Origin of the sequence: Variovorax sp. J22P240 (assembly GCF_030316855.1) — a bacterium.
Taxonomy (GTDB): Bacteria; Pseudomonadota; Gammaproteobacteria; order Burkholderiales; family Burkholderiaceae_C; genus Variovorax.
The window spans coordinates 30,786-45,962 of record NZ_JASZYR010000018.1 but is presented as its reverse complement, the minus strand read 5'-3'; the positions used below and the strand labels follow the sequence as shown (position 1 = coordinate 45,962).

The 15,177-nt window shown below is 67.0% G+C and carries 14 protein-coding genes; 8 read left to right on the top strand and 6 right to left on the bottom strand.

Annotated elements, in window-relative coordinates; translation table 11 throughout:
• Positions 1–138: 138 nt before the first annotated feature.
• Positions 139–684 (bottom strand): hypothetical protein, encoded by a 546-nt coding sequence (locus QTI24_RS27530; RefSeq protein ID WP_286604768.1) that lies wholly within the window; start codon positions 682–684, stop codon positions 139–141.
• Positions 685–792: 108 nt separating this feature from the next.
• Here QTI24_RS27530 and QTI24_RS27525 point away from each other — a divergent pair, with 108 nt between their 5' ends.
• The gene (locus QTI24_RS27525) at positions 793–1,773 is read left to right on the top strand and encodes a LysR family transcriptional regulator (RefSeq protein WP_286604766.1); all 981 of its coding nucleotides are present in this window, start codon (positions 793–795) and stop codon (positions 1,771–1,773) included.
• A 15-nt stretch (positions 1,774–1,788) separates the two neighbouring features.
• Here the strand turns inward: QTI24_RS27525 and QTI24_RS27520 are convergent, their stop codons facing one another.
• Positions 1,789–1,962: a hypothetical protein gene (locus QTI24_RS27520; protein ID WP_286604764.1), complete on the bottom strand. Its 174-nt coding sequence runs from the start codon at positions 1,960–1,962 to the stop codon at positions 1,789–1,791.
• Positions 1,963–2,084: 122 nt separating this feature from the next.
• Here QTI24_RS27520 and QTI24_RS27515 point away from each other — a divergent pair, with 122 nt between their 5' ends.
• A complete protein-coding gene (locus QTI24_RS27515; RefSeq protein WP_286604761.1) occupies positions 2,085–2,891 on the top strand; it encodes a metallophosphoesterase in 807 nt (268 codons plus the stop codon).
• A gap of 22 nt (positions 2,892–2,913) precedes the next feature.
• Here QTI24_RS27515 and QTI24_RS27510 read toward each other — a convergent pair whose 3' ends face one another.
• Complete coding sequence (locus QTI24_RS27510) at positions 2,914–5,958, bottom strand: FAD-binding and (Fe-S)-binding domain-containing protein (RefSeq protein WP_286604758.1); 3,045 nt, start codon at positions 5,956–5,958, stop codon at positions 2,914–2,916.
• Between the two features lie 11 nt (positions 5,959–5,969).
• Positions 5,970–6,665: a GntR family transcriptional regulator gene (locus QTI24_RS27505; RefSeq protein WP_286604757.1), complete on the bottom strand. Its 696-nt coding sequence runs from the start codon at positions 6,663–6,665 to the stop codon at positions 5,970–5,972.
• Positions 6,666–6,788: 123 nt separating this feature from the next.
• Here QTI24_RS27505 and QTI24_RS27500 point away from each other — a divergent pair, with 123 nt between their 5' ends.
• Genes QTI24_RS27500 through QTI24_RS27490 form a run of 3 tightly spaced genes read left to right on the top strand, consistent with a single transcriptional unit; the run spans position 6,789 to position 9,798 of the window.
• Positions 6,789–8,030 carry a pyridoxal-phosphate-dependent aminotransferase family protein gene (locus tag QTI24_RS27500; protein WP_286604754.1) on the top strand — a complete coding sequence of 414 codons (1,242 nt, stop codon included), beginning with the start codon at positions 6,789–6,791 and terminating at the stop codon, positions 8,028–8,030.
• Positions 8,031–8,065: 35 nt separating this feature from the next.
• Positions 8,066–9,046, top strand: a complete 981-nt coding sequence (locus QTI24_RS27495; RefSeq protein WP_286604751.1) for a Bug family tripartite tricarboxylate transporter substrate binding protein — start codon at positions 8,066–8,068, stop codon at positions 9,044–9,046.
• Positions 9,043–9,798 (top strand): fumarylacetoacetate hydrolase family protein, encoded by a 756-nt coding sequence (locus QTI24_RS27490; protein ID WP_286604749.1) that lies wholly within the window; start codon positions 9,043–9,045, stop codon positions 9,796–9,798. Before QTI24_RS27495 ends, QTI24_RS27490 begins: the two co-directional genes overlap by 4 nt.
• Before the next feature lie 9 nt (positions 9,799–9,807).
• Here the strand turns inward: QTI24_RS27490 and QTI24_RS27485 are convergent, their stop codons facing one another.
• Positions 9,808–10,599, bottom strand: a complete 792-nt coding sequence (locus QTI24_RS27485; protein WP_286604744.1) for a fumarylacetoacetate hydrolase family protein — start codon at positions 10,597–10,599, stop codon at positions 9,808–9,810.
• Between the two features lie 118 nt (positions 10,600–10,717).
• On the opposite strand from QTI24_RS27485, the gene QTI24_RS27480 reads away from it, so the two are divergent.
• A complete protein-coding gene (locus QTI24_RS27480) occupies positions 10,718–11,650 on the top strand; it encodes a helix-turn-helix domain-containing protein (protein WP_286604742.1) in 933 nt (310 codons plus the stop codon).
• A gap of 9 nt (positions 11,651–11,659) precedes the next feature.
• Here the strand turns inward: QTI24_RS27480 and QTI24_RS27475 are convergent, their stop codons facing one another.
• Positions 11,660–13,207, bottom strand: a complete 1,548-nt coding sequence (locus tag QTI24_RS27475; protein ID WP_286604741.1) for an alkaline phosphatase D family protein — start codon at positions 13,205–13,207, stop codon at positions 11,660–11,662.
• Between the two features lie 77 nt (positions 13,208–13,284).
• Between QTI24_RS27475 and QTI24_RS27470 the strand changes: the two genes are divergently transcribed.
• On the top strand, positions 13,285–14,514 hold the full coding sequence (locus QTI24_RS27470) for a spore maturation protein (protein WP_286604844.1): 1,230 nt from the start codon (positions 13,285–13,287) through the stop codon (positions 14,512–14,514).
• Positions 14,515–14,643: 129 nt separating this feature from the next.
• Positions 14,644–15,087 carry a flavin reductase family protein gene (locus tag QTI24_RS27465; RefSeq protein ID WP_503011321.1) on the top strand — a complete coding sequence of 148 codons (444 nt, stop codon included), beginning with the start codon at positions 14,644–14,646 and terminating at the stop codon, positions 15,085–15,087.
• Positions 15,088–15,177 lie beyond the last annotated feature (90 nt).

Below are 15,177 nucleotides of genomic sequence, written 5' to 3'. Positions count from 1 at the left end.
TGTCGCTTCGCCTACCCCCTGCCGGGGGCAACACCGGCGGACCGGCTGAGCCGGATTCGCGGTGTTTCACCAACGAAAAAGCCCCGCATCGCGGGGCTTTTTTTCGAGGGCCGGGCCGTCTTAGGCGGCTGGGTCGGATCAGTAGTACTGGCCGAGGTTCACGCGGCGCATCGCTTCGTGCAGGGTCGGCGTGCGAACGTTGGCGGAACGCTTGGCGACCACTTCGAGCGCTTGTTCCCGGGTGTTGGCGGGTGCCACGACTTCTGCCGCTTCCTGGCGGGTGCGGATCGCCTGCAGATCGCGCAGGATGCGCGGGTCGTGCTTGGCGTAGGCCATGAATTGCTCGTCGGCGCGAACTGCGGCGCGTCGGCGGGCGGCGCCACGGGCCGAAGCAACTGCGCGAGTCGCCACGACGCGGGCCGTGCCGGCAAAGAGCGCGATGGCAAAGAAGGCCACGCCCCAGAGCACCACCCAAGCGACCAGCAGACCGCCCTCTTCCGAGGTAGACATCAGCCGGTCGGCGACGACCAGCAGCGACGAGACAATGGCGGCCAGGAGCAGCGCGGCCAAGCCACGCGCGCCGTCGAAGCCGCGGCGAGCGCTGCGGATGCGCTCGATCACTTCCTCGGCGCGAACGACGCCGGGGTGAGTTGCGGGGGTGTCAACGTGTACGAAACTGGTCATGATGCGTTCCTCCTAAAGAACGAAAGGCGGGAGCCGATGCGGTGATATTAGGGGTTACCCTAGTGTTTTGCCACTTTATCTTTCTGATGTTTATCATTCACAACACTGATGGACGTCAACTTTCGCACGCTCGACCTGAACCTGCTTCGCGTCTTCGACGAAGTGATGGCAGAGCGCAACCTGACGCGGGCCGCACGGAATCTCTCGATCACCCAGCCGGCCGTCAGCAATGCGCTGCGGCGGCTGCGCGACGTCCTGGGCGACGAACTGGTGCGCCGATCGGGCGCCGGCGTGGAACCGACCCCGCGCGCGCTGGCGCTGTGGCCCACCGTCCGGGATGCCCTCAGGCAGTTGCAGCACACGCTCGCGCCCGGCGAATTCGATGCGGGGATCGCCGATACGACCTTCCTGCTGGCCATGGCCGACGCCACCGCCGCCGAACTCATGCCGGGGTTGGTCGAAATCGTCGAGCGGGAAGCCCGTGCCGTTTCCCTGCGCGTCCTGCCGCTAACCACTCGCGACCCCCGCCCCATGCTGGAGAAGGAAGAGGTCGACATGGCGATCGGCTACTTTCCGGCCGTGATCGCCACCCTTGCGGCTCGCGGGCAATCGGGAGTGGGCGTGCCCTTCGAAAGCCAGCGGCTCTATGTCGGCGAGTACGTCTGCGTGATGCGCAGGGGCCACCCTCTGGCGGCGGAGCCTCTGACGCTCGACGCCTACTGTGCCGCGCGCCACCTGCTGGTGAGCTTCTCGGGCCGCCCCTATGGATTCATCGACCAGACGCTGGGCGCGATGGGGCGGGAGCGGCGCATCGTGGTCACGGTGAACCAGTTTTTCACGGCCGGCCGGGTGGTGGCGAACTCGGATCTGCTGACCGTGCTGCCCCGGCACTTCGTGCGGGTGACGGGCATCGACGACCAACTGGTCCTGCGCGACCTGCCCTTCGACCAGCCGCTGGTGCATGTGGATGCAGTCTGGCATCGGCGCGCGCAGCACGCGCATTCGCATGAATGGCTGCGGAAGGCGCTGCTGCGATCGGCTGCCGCAGCCTTTGCCGGGGCGCCGGGCGAACCGGCATCGAGAGAATGATCGAGGAGTGCTCGCTCAGCGCACGACGCTCAGCCAGGCACTGGCAGCGACGCGCAGTTCCTGGGCCTGGCGAGCGTCCAGACCGGCGCGGCTGCCGGCGCTTTCCATCAGCACGGCGGCCGGGCTGGACGGAGTCGTTTCACAGGCGGGACGAAGAAAACGGGCCACTTGGGCGATCAAGCTGAACATGATGGTGCGCGGACGTTGGCGCGCTGGTGTATTGATGATGAACCAAGATTAAGGGTTTTCCCCAGTATTCCAAGTCCCTTTTTATGCAATCCACGCATAACGCCATCGCCTAGACTGCATTCATGAAGCTCCAGTTGCTCTCGGACCTCCACATCGAAGTCCATCCGCACCTCCAGATTGCGCCGGCCCCCGGTGCCGACCTGCTGGTGCTCGCCGGTGACATCGGCTCCTACCAGGAAGGCTCCAGTCTGAGCGAGCCCGATTTCGGTCTGGCCCGCTTTTCCCCGCGCCACGGGTGGCCGGCGCCCGTGCTGTACGTCCCGGGCAACCATGAATACGACAACGCGGATTTCGACGAGATCCACAGCCGGCTTCGCGAAACCTGCGACGCGCTGGACATCGGGTGGCTGGAACGCGAGACCCGCGTGATCGATGGCGTGCGCTTCATCGGCACCACGCTCTGGGCCGACTTCGATGCGCTGGTCGAGCGGACCGACAGCCTGTCCGAAGCCCTCAAGAAGCGCGGCAAGGCAATGCGCGCCGCCAACTTCTATCTGCAGAAAGCCGCCACGCTCCGTGACGGGGAAATCTTCCTCGCCGAAGCACTGAGAGAGCACTCGCTGACATGCCAGGCTTGGCTCCGCAACGCCTTGGCCGAAAGCTTCGACGGCACCACGGTGGCGATCACCCATTTCGCGCCGACCTTGGCGAGCGCCGATCCGCGCTACGGACTGAGCCCTGGCACGGCGGGCTTCTGCAATTCCCTGGACGAGTTGCTGCCGCAAGCCGACCTCTGGCTGCACGGCCACTTGCATTGCCACTTCGACTACATGAAGGACGGATGCCGGGTGGTGGCGAATCCGCTGGGCTACGTCGGCAAGGGCGAGCAGGAAAACTTCCAGCCCGACCTGCTGATCGAGGTGTCCTAGCCGCAGGCAGGCGCCGGTGGCCTCAGGCGAGCTGCGCGTCGAGCAGCCGTGCGACGTGAACCGCTTCGCGCTGCGCACCGTCGGCGATCTGGTGACGGCAGCTGGTGCCATCGGCCACCAGGATCGCGTCGGGGTTCTGACGCACCGCGGGCAGCAGGCTGGCCTCCGCCATCTGCATCGAGACCTCGTAGTGGGAAGCCTCGTAGCCGAAGCTCCCCGCCATGCCGCAGCACGAGCTCTCGATCAGCTCCGGCTTGGCGCCCGGGATCAGTTTGAGCACGTCGAGGATCGGGCTGACCGCGCCGAAGGCCTTCTGGTGGCAGTGGCCGTGCAGCAGGATCGGCTTGTCGACCGCCTTGAGCGCCAGCTGGAAGCGGCCGGCCTTTGCCTCACGGGCGATGAATTCCTCGAACAGCAGCGACTGACCGGCCACCGTCTCGGCCTTCGCGCCAAAGCCCATGACCAATGCCTCGTCGCGCAGCGTCAGCAGGCACGAGGGCTCGAGCCCCACGATCGCAATGCCCGCATCGGCCAGCGGCAGCAGCGCATCGATCAGCGCGCCGGCCTTGGCCTTGGCCTCGTCGACCATGCCATTGGCGAGATAGGTGCGGCCGCAGCAATGGTGGCCGCCATCCTTTTGCACCGTGTGCAGCATGTAGCCCGCCGCCTTGAGCACACGCGCGGCAGCCAGCGCGTTCTCGCTCTCGAAATTGCCGTTGAAGGTGTCGACGAAAAGCACCGCGACCTTGCGCCCCACGCCTGCGGCGGCGATTGCCTGCTCGCGGCTCGCGAACATCGAAGGATCGCCGGCGCGCCAGAAGGTGTCGCTGCGCCACTCGGGCAGCGAGCGCTTCGCGGAAAGCCCCAGCACCTTCTCTCCGAGCCAGCGCGCACCCGGCACGGTGTTGCGCAGATTGAGCAGCCACGGCACGCGGCTGGCCGCATGCGCGTAGTCCGGGAGCCGGGCGATCAGCTTGTCCTTGAGCGTGTGCCCATGCTTCTTCTTGTAGTGCGACAGGAACTCGATCTTCATCTTCGCCATGTCGACGCCCGTCGGGCAGTCGCGCTTGCAGCCCTTGCAGCCGACGCACAGGTCCATCGTTTCGTGCATGGCTTCGCTGGTGAATGCGTCAGGGCCGAGCTGGCCGGAAATCGCGAGGCGCAGTGTGTTTGCGCGGCCGCGCGTGAGGTGCTGCTCGTCGCGCGTCACGCGGTAGCTCGGGCACATCGTGCCCGCGTCGAACTTGCGGCAGTGGCCGTTGTTGTTGCACATCTCCACGGCCTTGGCGAAGCCGCCCGTGATGTCGCCGCCGGTGCCCGGCGCAGTCGTCACCTCCGTCACCGGGTCGGCCTGCACGTTCCACGCGGACCAGTCGAGCACGGGCGTGAGCGGAATGCGCTTGTACGGCTTGGGTGCGGTCGCCGGCGCGAAGCGGAAGAGCGAGGCGTCGTCCATCTTCGGCGGATCGATGATCTTGCCGGGATTGAAGAGATTGATCGGGTCGAGCTTCTGCTTGATGGAGCGGAAGGCTTCGTTGAGGGCCGGGCCGAACTGCCACTCGATCCATTCGCCGCGGCACAAGCCGTCGCCATGCTCGCCGCTGAAGGCGCCCTTGTACTTGCGCACCAGCGCGCTCGCTTCCTCGGCGATCGCGCGCATCTTGGCCGCGCCGTCGGTCCGCATGTCGAGGATCGGCCGCACGTGCAGCGTGCCCACGGACGCGTGCGCGTACCAGGTGCCCCGGCTGCCGTACTTGGCGAAGACTTCGGTGAGGCCATCGGTGTATTCCGCCAGATGCTCCAGCGGCACCGCGCAATCCTCGATGAAGCTCACCGGCTTGCCGTCGCCCTTGAGGCTCATCATGATGTTGAGACCGGCCTTGCGCACTTCCCAGAGGTTCTTCTGCGGCGCGTCGTCGCGCATCTCGACCACGCTGCCCGGCAGACCGAGTTCACTCATCAAATCGACGAGATCCTTCAACTTCGGCAACAGCGATGCCTTGTCGCCCCCCGAGAACTCGACCAGAAGGATCGCGGCCGGCCGGCCGATCAGCGCAGTTTCGACGGTAGGCCTGAAGGCCGGGTTGGCAAGGCTCAGCTCGATCATCGTGCGATCGACCAGTTCCACCGCGGTGGGGCCGAGCTTCACGATGTGCTGCGCCGCATCCATCGCGGCGTGAAAGGTCGGGAAGTTGACGATGCCCAGCACCTTGGCGCGCGGCAGTTCGGAGAGCTTGAGCGTCAGGCTCCGCGTGTAGGCCAGCGTCCCCTCGGCACCGATCAGCAGGTGCGCGAGGTTGACGCTGCCGTCCGTGGTGTAGGGCTTCTCGCTCTGGTTGTCGAAGATGTCGAGGTTGTAGCCGGCGACGCGCCGCAGCACCTTGGGCCAGTTCGCCTGGATCTGGCTGCGGTGCTGCACCACCAGCTGCCGCACGTGCAGCGCGATGTCGCTCGCACGTGCGCCCAGGTTCGACACCGGGCCGAAGTCGACGAGTTCGCCGTCGGACAGCCACGCGCTCGCACCGGCCACGTTGTGCACCATGTTGCCGTACGCAATGGAGCGCGAGCCGCAGGAGTTGTTGCCGGCCATCCCGCCCAGCGTGGCCTGCGCGCTGGTAGACACGTCGACCGGATACCAGAGCCCATGCGGCTTGAGCTGCGCATTGAGGTGATCGAGCACGATGCCCGGTTCCACCGTGACGGTGCGGCGTTCGAGGTCCAGGTCCAGCACGCGCCGGAAATGCTTGCTGTTGTCGATGACCAGCGCCGCGCCCGTAGTCTGGCCGCACTGGCTGGTGCCGCCGCCGCGCGCCAGCACCGGCACCTTGAGATCGCGCGCCACGTCGATGGCGGTCGCGATGTCGCGCTCGGTCTTCGGCACCAGGACGCCGACCGGCATGATCTGGTAGATCGACGCATCGGTCGCGTAGCGGCCCCGCGATGCGTCGTCGAAGAGCACTTCGCCCTGTGTCTCCGCCGCCAGTCGCCTCGCGAGCGCCTCGCAGGTTTCGTTGGGGGGCAGGACGGTACCGGCTGGCTGGAGATGGCTCGCGGGCTCGATGCGCATGGGGTGAGGCTTCAGGTCTTGGCCGCGTTGGACCGTGGATAGATTTCGCCGGCGCGCAGCAGCTCCAGCACGGTGTCACGCTTGCGGTTCAGGTGCTCGATCAACACCTGGCGCATCGCGACGGGGTCGCGCGCGCTCAGGGCTTCGATCATTCGTTCGTGCTCGGCCACCGCACCCGCCCACTTCGCTTCGTTCTGGTTGGTGCGAAAGCGCAGCGACTGCACGCGCGCGTTGATGGACCGGTAGGTGCTCGTCAGCACCGGATTCTTGGCCGCGTCGTTGATCGCCACGTGGATGCGCGCGTTGATCCGGTAATAGCCGGAGAGGTCGCGACGTGCAAAGCACGCCATCATTTCGTAGTGCAGCGCCCTCAGCTCGGCCAGCTCTTCGTCGGTGACGCGCTGCGCCGCCAGTTCGCCGGACATGGCTTCGAGCATCGAGAGCAGCTCGAAGGTGTTGACCACATCGGCCTCGGTCAGCTTGACGGCCACCGCGCCCCGGTTGGGCAGCAGGTCGACGAGTCCCTCCGCCGCCAGCAGCTTGATGGCCTCGCGCAGCGGCGTTCGCGAGACGCGCAACTGCTCGCACAGCTCGCGTTCGTTGAGCTTGGCGCCGGGCGCGATCTGGCCTTCGATGAGCATCGTGCGCAGCCGCGATGCCACCTGGTCATGCAGCGCGAGACGCGAGATTTCGATCACTTCCGCCATGGGTTCATTTCCTTGTTTGCATTTTGAATGCAAATTTTTTGTCTCTCAAGTGCTTGGCGTAGGGGATAACCATCATCAACATTTGTCTTTTGAATGCAAAACTGGCGAGGAAAGGACGGCTCCATGCTTCAACTCGACTCCCATCCCACCGGCAGGCACTTCCTGCAGATCCCGGGCCCGAGCCCGGTGCCCGACCGCATCCTGCGCGCGATGAGCCTGCCCACCATCGACCACCGCGGGCCCGAATTCGGCGTGCTCGGGCGGCAGGTGCTGACGGGCATCCGGCAGATCTTCAAGACGCAGCATCCCGTCATCATCTATCCGGCCTCCGGCACCGGCGCCTGGGAGGCCGCGCTGTCGAACACGCTGAGCCCCGGCGATCACGTGCTGATGTACGAGACCGGCCACTTCGCCTCGCTGTGGCAGAAGATGGCGACGCGGCTGGGCATCTCGACCGAGTTCCTCGCCTTCAACGGCACCGACGAGCATCTGCCGCTGGCGGCGGGCTGGCGCCGCGGCGTGCAGGCCGACCTCATCGAAGCCCGCCTGCGCAAGGACACGGAAAAGAAGATCAAGGCCGTGTGCGTGGTGCACAACGAGACCTCGACCGGCGTGACCTCCGACATCGCCTCGGTGCGCCGCGCCATCGATGCGGCGGGCCACCCTGCCCTGCTGATGGTCGACAGCATCTCCGGCCTCGCGAGCGCCGATTTCCGCCACGACGAATGGGGCGTGGACGTCACCATCAGCGGATCGCAAAAAGGGCTGATGCTGCCGCCGGGCATCAGCTTCAACGCCATCTCGCCGCGTGCGCTCGAAGCCATGAAAAGTGCGAAGCTGCCGCGCTCGTTCTGGGCCTGGGACGAGATTGTCGAGATGAACAAGGACGGCTACTGGCCCTACACGCCCAACACCAACCTGCTGTACGGACTCTCCGAGGCGCTGGACATGATCCTCGGCGAGGGTCTGGACAACGTCTTCGCACGCCACCAGCGCTGGGCCGCCGGCGTGCGCGCCGCGGTGAACGCATGGGGCCTGCCGATCCAGTGCGCCGACCCGGCCGTGTACTCGCCGGTGCTCACCGGCGTCATCACGCCCGAAGGCGTCGATGCCGACGCTGTGCGACGGCTCATCCACCAGCGCTTCGACCTGTCGCTGGGCACGGGGCTGGGCAAGCTCAAGGGTCGCATGTTCCGCATGGGCCACCTCGGCGACAGCAACGACCTGACGCTGGTCGCGATGGTCGCCGGTGTCGAGATGGGTCTGAAGCTCTCCGGCGTGAAACTCGCCGGCAGCGGCGTGCAGGCCACGATGGATTACTTCGCCGGCCATGTCGCGCCGGCCGCCCTGCAGAAGGCGGCCTGAGCGCAGCGCGTTCAATCAAAAAAAACGGAGACACCATGCAAAGACGTTCCTTCATCCAGGCCGCAGGCGCGGCGGCGGCCGCCACCCTCGGCGTACCCAGCGTGTTCGCGCAGGACTGGCCCTCCGGTCCCGTGCGCATCGTGGTCGGCTTTCCGCCGGGCGGCGGGACCGACGCACTGGCCCGCGTGGTCGCGCAGAAGCTGGCCGTGATGTGGAACCAGACCGTCATCGTCGAGAACAAGGGCGGCGTCGCGGGCGTGCTGGCGGCGGAGTACGTGGCGACGCAGCCGGCCGACGGCAGCACGCTGCTGATGGCGCACATCAACAGCCATGCGCTGGCGCCCAGCCTGCAGCCCAAGCTGCGCTACAACGTGGAGCGCGACTTCGTGCCGATCGTGCTGGTCGGCGTCACGCCCAACCTGCTGATCGCCAGCCCCACGCAGAAGGCCGTGACAGTCAAGGACATCGTGGCCCTGTGCGCCGTGGAGCCCGGCAAGGTGAGCTTCGGCTCGGCTGGCGCCGGCTCCGCGCAGCATCTGGCGCTGGAAATGTTCAAGCTGCAGGCCAAGGTCGATGCGATGCACGTGCCCTACAAGGGCAGCGGGCCCTTGCTGGCCGACCTGATGGGCAGCCAGATCCAGTACAGCTTCGAGACGATGACCGCAGCGACCCCGCACGTGAAGAGCGGCAAGGTGATCGGCGTGGCCCAGACGCGGCTCAAGCGCGCGAAGGGCCACCCGACCATTCCGACCATGCAGGAGCAGGGCTTCGACGGCTTCGAGGCCACCACCTGGTACGGACTCGCCGGCCCCGGCAAGCTGCCAGCCGGCATTGCCGACAAGATCAACCGCGACGTGAACACGGTGCTCGCCATGCCCGACGTGCAGGAGCGGCTCGACACCTACGGCGCCGAGGACGGCGGCGGTTCGCGCGACAAGTTCGCGAAGTTCATCTCGAGCGAGATCGACAAATGGGCGCGCGTCGTCAAGGACGGCAAGGTGAAAGTCGACGCATGACGGATCTGGCGGCATCCCTGGCATCGGCGTGGCGCGAGGGCCGCGCGATGGCTTCTGCACCGTGGCAGGACAGCGTGGGCGACGCGGCGCAGGCCTATGGCGTGCAGGACCGCGTGGCAGAGGCGATGGGATGGTTCGGCACGGCCGTGCCCGGCCACTGGAAGTCCGGCGGTCCCTCGCGCGACGTCGTGCTGACGCACGCGCCATTGCCACCGGCCGGCGTGCGCGCCAGCCCCGCCAACTACAGCGACATGCATTTCAATGCGCCGGGCATCGAATCCGAGATCGCCCTGCGCCTCGGCGAAGCCGTGACGCCCGAGCGTGCCGCAACGCTCACGCCCGAGACGGCGGCGGTCTTGATCGACGCGATGACCGTCTCCATCGAGATTGTCGATTCACGCTGGGAAGATCCGGCGAAGGCGCCGGCCCTGCTGCGCCTTGCGGACCAGCAATCGCATGGCGCGCTGGTGCTGGGCGCCTGGGTGCCCTATGCCGCACGCGACTGGGCGGCGCAGGTCTGCGAGACACGCATCGGCGCCAACGCACCCGATCTGCGCAAGGGCGCGCATTCGATGGGGGATCCGGCCCGGCTGCTGCCGATCTGGCTGCGGCATGTGACGCGCAACGGCGCGACCGTGCCCGCCGGTACCGTGGTCACCACGGGCTCGTGGGTCGGCGTTCTGCCGGTCCGCAAGGGCGATGCGGTGGTCGTCGAGTTCCCGGGCATCGGGCGGGCCGAAGCCCGCCTCTGAGCCTTTGGATCAGACCACGCGAACCGAGAGGTTCGGCAGCCCGTCGATGTGCATTTCGATCAGGTCGCCACGCACCACCGGTCCGACGTTCTCGGGCGTACCCGAATAGATGATGTCGCCCGCCATCAGTTCGAAGGCCTGCGACAGCCGGCTGATCTGCTCAGCCACCGACCAGATCATGTGCTTGAGCGTCGCGCTCTGCTTGGTCTGGCCGTTGACCTTGAGCCAGATCGCGCCGTCGGTGAAATGACCCACCTTGGCCACCGGATGGATCGGCCCGACGGGCGCCGAGCTGTCGAAGCTCTTGCCGATTTCCCACGGCTTCTTCTGGTCGCCCATCTCGCGCTGCAGGTCCCGGCGCGTCATGTCCAGGCCCAGCGAGTAGCCGTACACATGGGACAGCGCGTTGTCGATCGAGATGTTGGAGCCACCCTTGGACAGCGCGACCACCAGTTCGGCCTCGTAGTGGTAGTTCTTCGTCAGGCTCGGATAGCGATGGTCTGGCACCGTGCCGGGCATGACGACCTGGATCGCGTCTGCCGGCTTCTGGAAGAAGAAGGGCGGCTCGCGGGTCGGATCGGAACCCATCTCGCGCGCGTGCGCGGCGTAGTTGCGGCCGATGCAATAGATGCGACGCACCGGGAAAGCCTGCTCGCTGCCGACGATCGGAATCGTCGACGAACGCACTTCGAAGGGCGTGCTCGGGGAGCGCGCGGCGCCGGCCGGCAATGCACAACCGACGAGGGCTCCGCTGGCCATGGCGGCGGATGTCGCCAGCAGGCCGCGACGTGAACTGGACATGTCTTGTCTCCTTGTTGGGATGCTCTGAAAAGATTCATTCTGGCCCCGCATGCCGCCGCGATGCCGCACACATCTACGCAGAACACGGACGCAACCCACACAACCTTAGGATCGACCGATGCCGACCCCGTCCCGCCATTCCAGCCTCCGCCTCTACGGCATGCAAGAGCGTGCGAACCACCTCGACTTCGACATCCGTTTCGAAGGCGCCCGCGACGTTCTCGCGCGACCGCACCGGCATGAGTACTTTCAGATTCAGGTGAGCGTCCAGGGCGGCTCGCAGCAAGTGATCGGTGGTGCGGTGCGACCCTTCGGCACAGGCCACGTGAGCTTCGTGCTGCCCTATCGGGTGCACGTGGTTCCGCACCCTCCCGGCTCCCGCTACGCCATCATCAATTTCGACCAGGGCTTTCTCTGGCCGGAACTCGACGTGGAAGCGCTGGACCTCGAAGAGGTCTCCATCGCCCGCCAGCCGGAACTGGCACCGTTTCTCTTTCAGGAGTACGTCGACTTTCACTTCGAGGATGCCGACTTCGCCCGCATCCTCGGCTGGCTGGACGAGTTGACCGCGCTGAACCGGACGCGCTCCTTCGGCACCCAGGGCGCGATTCGCGGCATCCTGCTGCAGTTGCTCGGAATGGCCTGCCAGCGGCAGCAAGCGCAGTTGCTGGACCACGCGGCGCGCCAAAGCGGCCGCAGTTCGCGGCACGACGCGCTGCAGCGCGTGATGCGCTACGTGCGCGAACACCTGCACGAGGAAATGTCGCTCAACGACGCGGCGGCCGCGGCCATGCTGTCGCCGAACTACCTCGCCCATCTGCTGAAAAAGCAAACCGACCGCACCTTCACCGAACTGGTGACCGAGCGTCGGCTGGAACACGCGAAGGAACTGCTGCTGACTTCCAGCGACCGCATCGGCGATGTCGCGCACCGTTGCGGCTTTGGCGACGCCGTCTATTTCGGCCGCCGGTTCCGGCAGTGGACCGGCGTCACTCCCCGGCAGTTTCGCAACGAAGCCCAGGCCATGCGCACGCAGGCGGCGCCAGGCTGAGCAGGTTCTTCAGGCTGGCTGAACGCCCGCACGGCCCGCCTCGACCACGAAGCGCGCCTGCGTGCCGAATGCCGAATCGGCCAGCACCGGATGCGCGGTCGCTCGGAACTCGCATTGCAAGTGTTGCGGCGTGATGTCGACGAACGCATGACCCCGCTGGTCGCCTCGCGCATGCACCACGTCCGGGTTGTCGCGCCGCATCCGCGCCATGGCGGCCATGCTCGCGCCCTTGGATGTCACCGAGCCACCGACGAATTCCGTGGCGACGACGGGCGAGGCGCGGTCGTTCGGCACCACGCGGAGATCGGCGGCGGCATGCCGGTGCACATCGCCGCCGAGTGTCACCAGGTTGCGCACGCCGGCCTGGTGGGCGCCTTGCAGCAGACGGCGGCGAGCCTCGGGGTAGCCATCCCATCCATCGGTCCAGATCTTTCGGCCTTCGGGCGTGTCGATCCCGGTGGCGCTGACTTGCGAGGACTGGCCGAGCAGCTTCCACTGCCGCGTCGAAGAGACCAGGCCCTGTGCGAGCCAGCGTTCCTGTTCGGCGCCGAGCATCGTGCGGGAGGGCGCTGCAAGGTCCGCGCACCCGATGACCGAGCGGCCGGCGTCACGCTCGGGATCGGGGCAGGCGTGGTGGCTGCGGTACTGGCGGCAGTCGAGCGTCCAGAGTTCGGCCAGCCGGCCCCAGGTGTAGCGGTCATGGATGCGCATCGCGCTACCCCGCGGCGGAATCTGCAGAGGCATGTGCTCGAAGTAGGCCTGGTAGGCCGCCGCGCGGCGGCGCAGGAAGCGCTCGGGATCGTCGCGGGCCGGCTCGCGGTCGCCGGCATAGTCGTTCACGACCTCGTGATCGTCCCAGGTCAGGATCCACGGATGCGCGGCGTGCGCAGCCTGCAAGTCGGCGTCGCCCTTGTAGAGGGCGTGGCGGTCGCGGTAGGCGTCCAGCGTGTGCGGCGTGCGGGTGCCGTGCTTGCGCACCTCGTAGGCGGGGCTGCTGCCCTCATAGATGTAGTCGCCGACGAAAAGCACGAAGTCCAGTTCGCGGCCGGCGATTTCCCGATGCGGCTTGAAGTAGCCCTGCTCGAAGTGCTGGCAGGAAGCGAGCGCGAACCGCAGGCGCCGCACATCGGCTTCGGCCGCCGGCGCAGTGCGCGTACGGCCGATCGCGCTGACGGCATTGCCGCATCTGAAGCGATACCAGTAGTCGCGCTGGGGCTGCAGGCCCTGCGCGTGGACGTGGACGCTGAGGGCTCGGGATGTATCGGTCACCACCTCGCCGCGGGCGACGGGTTGGCGCAAGCCGGCATCCGTATGGATCTCGTATTGCACGGCGCACGCGTTCTTCGCCAGTCGGGCCGCGTCTTCCTCGTTCTCGGGCGCGAGCCGGGTCCACAGCACGACGCTGTCCGGCCGCGGCTGGCCGCTGGCAACGCCCAGCGTGAAAGGGTTCGACGACCAGCGTGGTGCCGTTTGCACTTGCGCGCGCAGCGGCGCGGCCCAGTTCCCCAATGCCAGCCACAGCGCGGCCCGGTTCAATTCTCTGCGGCTGAATTTCATGGCCGCGAATGTAGCGCGCCGCCGCTCCCGCTCACGCTCCCCCTATGATCGGCGCGCATTCGCAGCAAGGGATTCGCGTGCTCAACGGTCTGTGGCTTGGCTTCTTTTTGACGGCAGCGGTGGCTGCGCTCGCGCGTTGGCTCATCGGGGGTGATGCCACGGTATTCGCCGCCGTGGTCGAAAGCCTGTTTGCGATGGCGAAGCTCTCGGTCGAAGTGATGGTGCTGCTCTTCGGCACGCTCACGCTGTGGCTCGGCTTCCTGCGCATCGCCGAGGCTGCCGGCATCGTGGACCGGTTCGCGCGCCTGCTCGGCCCGCTGTTTCGCCGGCTGATGCCCGAGGTGCCGCCGGGACATCCGGCGCTCGGGCTCATCACGCTCAACTTCGCGGCCAATGCGCTGGGCCTGGACAACGCTGCGACGCCGATCGGGCTGAAGGCCATGCGCGAGTTGCAGACGCTCAACCCGAACGCGACGACGGCGAGCAATGCGCAGATCCTGTTCCTGGTGCTCAACGCGTCGTCGCTGACGCTGCTGCCGGTCACGATCTTCATGTACCGCGCGCAGTTGGGCGCGGCCGATCCGACGATGGTGTTCCTGCCGATCCTCCTCGCGACCAGCGCGTCGACGCTGGTGGGTCTGCTGTCGGTGGCTGTCATGCAACGGCTGAAGCTGTGGGACCCGGTGGTGCTGGCCTACCTGCTGCCCGGCGCACTGCTGCTCGGCGGCTTCATGGCACTGCTCGCGACGCTGTCAGCCGCCGCCCTTGCATCGCTCTCGTCGCTGCTCGGCAATCTCACGCTCTTCGGCCTGATCGTCGCCTTCCTGCTGGTGGGCGCGATCCGCAGAGTCAAGGTTTACGAATGCTTCGTCGAAGGTGCGAAGGAAGGCTTCGACGTCGCCAAGAACCTGCTGCCCTACCTGGTTGCGATGCTGTGCGCGGTGGGCGTGCTGCGCGCTTCGGGTGCACTCGATCTCGCGCTGGAAGGCATCCGGTGGCTGGTAGGGTGGACCGGCTGGGACACACGCTTTGTCGATGCGTTGCCGACGGCGCTGGTCAAGCCCTTTTCCGGCAGTGCGGCACGCGCGATGCTGATCGAGACCATGAAGACCCATGGCGTGGACAGCTTCCCGGCGCTGGTCGCGGCCGTCATCCAGGGCAGCACCGAGACGACGTTCTACGTGCTGGCCGTGTACTTCGGCGCGGTCGGCATCCAGCGCGCACGGCATGCGGTGGGCTGCGCGCTGCTGGCCGAATGCGCGGGTGTTCTTGCGGCCATCGGGGTCGGCTACTGGTTCTTCGGATGAGGGCGACAGCAGGCCTCGGGCCGATCGGCCAGAATAGCCCCTCACTCTCCCTCTCGCTTCCCCGTGACCGCTCCCGCCCAGGCGCAACCGCCTTCCTTCTCGACTGACGAGTTTCGCGCAGCCCTCGGCATGTTCGCGACCGGGGTGACGATCGTCACCGCGCGGTCCGCCACCGGCGCACTGGTCGGGCTCACGGCCAACTCCTTCAACTCCGTGTCGCTCGATCCGCCGCTGGTGCTGTGGAGCCTCGCGCGCAGCGCCGCGTCGATGGCCGCGCTGAGCACGGGCTCGCACTACGCGGTCAACATCCTCGCCGCGAATCAGAAGAACCTCGCAGAGCGCTTCGCGACCAAGGACGTCGATCGCTGGGCCGATGTCGCTTTCATCGAAGGCGTCGGCGGCGCGCCGGTGCTGGTGGGCGCGGCCGCGAGCTTCGAGTGCTTCAACCGCAGCCGCTACGACGAAGGCGACCACGTGATCTTCGTCGGCGAAGTGGAACGCTGCTCGCACAGCGCCGGCGCTTCGCCGCTCCTGTTTCATGGCGGACGCTTCTATACCGAGCATCCGCTTTGATGGCTCGCCCCCAGGCTGCGCGCACTTCGTGTCGCTTCGCCACCCCCTGCCTGGGGCAATACCTGCGGCCCGGCGGAGCCGGTTCCGTGG

What these genes read in the sequence shown, in the direction of transcription:
- QTI24_RS27510 (WP_286604758.1), bottom strand. Translation starts at nt 5,958, where the DNA reads ATGCGCATCGAGCCCGCGAGCCATCTCCAGCCAGCCGGTACCGTCCTG.
- QTI24_RS27530 (WP_286604768.1), bottom strand. Translation starts at nt 684, where the DNA reads ATGACCAGTTTCGTACACGTTGACACCCCCGCAACTCACCCCGGCGTC.
- QTI24_RS27465 (WP_503011321.1), top strand. Translation starts at nt 14,644, where the DNA reads ATGTTCGCGACCGGGGTGACGATCGTCACCGCGCGGTCCGCCACCGGC.
- QTI24_RS27500 (WP_286604754.1), top strand. Translation starts at nt 6,789, where the DNA reads ATGCTTCAACTCGACTCCCATCCCACCGGCAGGCACTTCCTGCAGATC.
- QTI24_RS27485 (WP_286604744.1), bottom strand. Translation starts at nt 10,599, where the DNA reads ATGTCCAGTTCACGTCGCGGCCTGCTGGCGACATCCGCCGCCATGGCC.
- QTI24_RS27475 (WP_286604741.1), bottom strand. Translation starts at nt 13,207, where the DNA reads ATGAAATTCAGCCGCAGAGAATTGAACCGGGCCGCGCTGTGGCTGGCA.
- QTI24_RS27495 (WP_286604751.1), top strand. Translation starts at nt 8,066, where the DNA reads ATGCAAAGACGTTCCTTCATCCAGGCCGCAGGCGCGGCGGCGGCCGCC.
- QTI24_RS27520 (WP_286604764.1), bottom strand. Translation starts at nt 1,962, where the DNA reads ATGTTCAGCTTGATCGCCCAAGTGGCCCGTTTTCTTCGTCCCGCCTGT.
- QTI24_RS27505 (WP_286604757.1), bottom strand. Translation starts at nt 6,665, where the DNA reads ATGGCGGAAGTGATCGAAATCTCGCGTCTCGCGCTGCATGACCAGGTG.
- QTI24_RS27515 (WP_286604761.1), top strand. Translation starts at nt 2,085, where the DNA reads ATGAAGCTCCAGTTGCTCTCGGACCTCCACATCGAAGTCCATCCGCAC.
- QTI24_RS27490 (WP_286604749.1), top strand. Translation starts at nt 9,043, where the DNA reads ATGACGGATCTGGCGGCATCCCTGGCATCGGCGTGGCGCGAGGGCCGC.
- QTI24_RS27480 (WP_286604742.1), top strand. Translation starts at nt 10,718, where the DNA reads ATGCCGACCCCGTCCCGCCATTCCAGCCTCCGCCTCTACGGCATGCAA.
- QTI24_RS27525 (WP_286604766.1), top strand. Translation starts at nt 793, where the DNA reads ATGGACGTCAACTTTCGCACGCTCGACCTGAACCTGCTTCGCGTCTTC.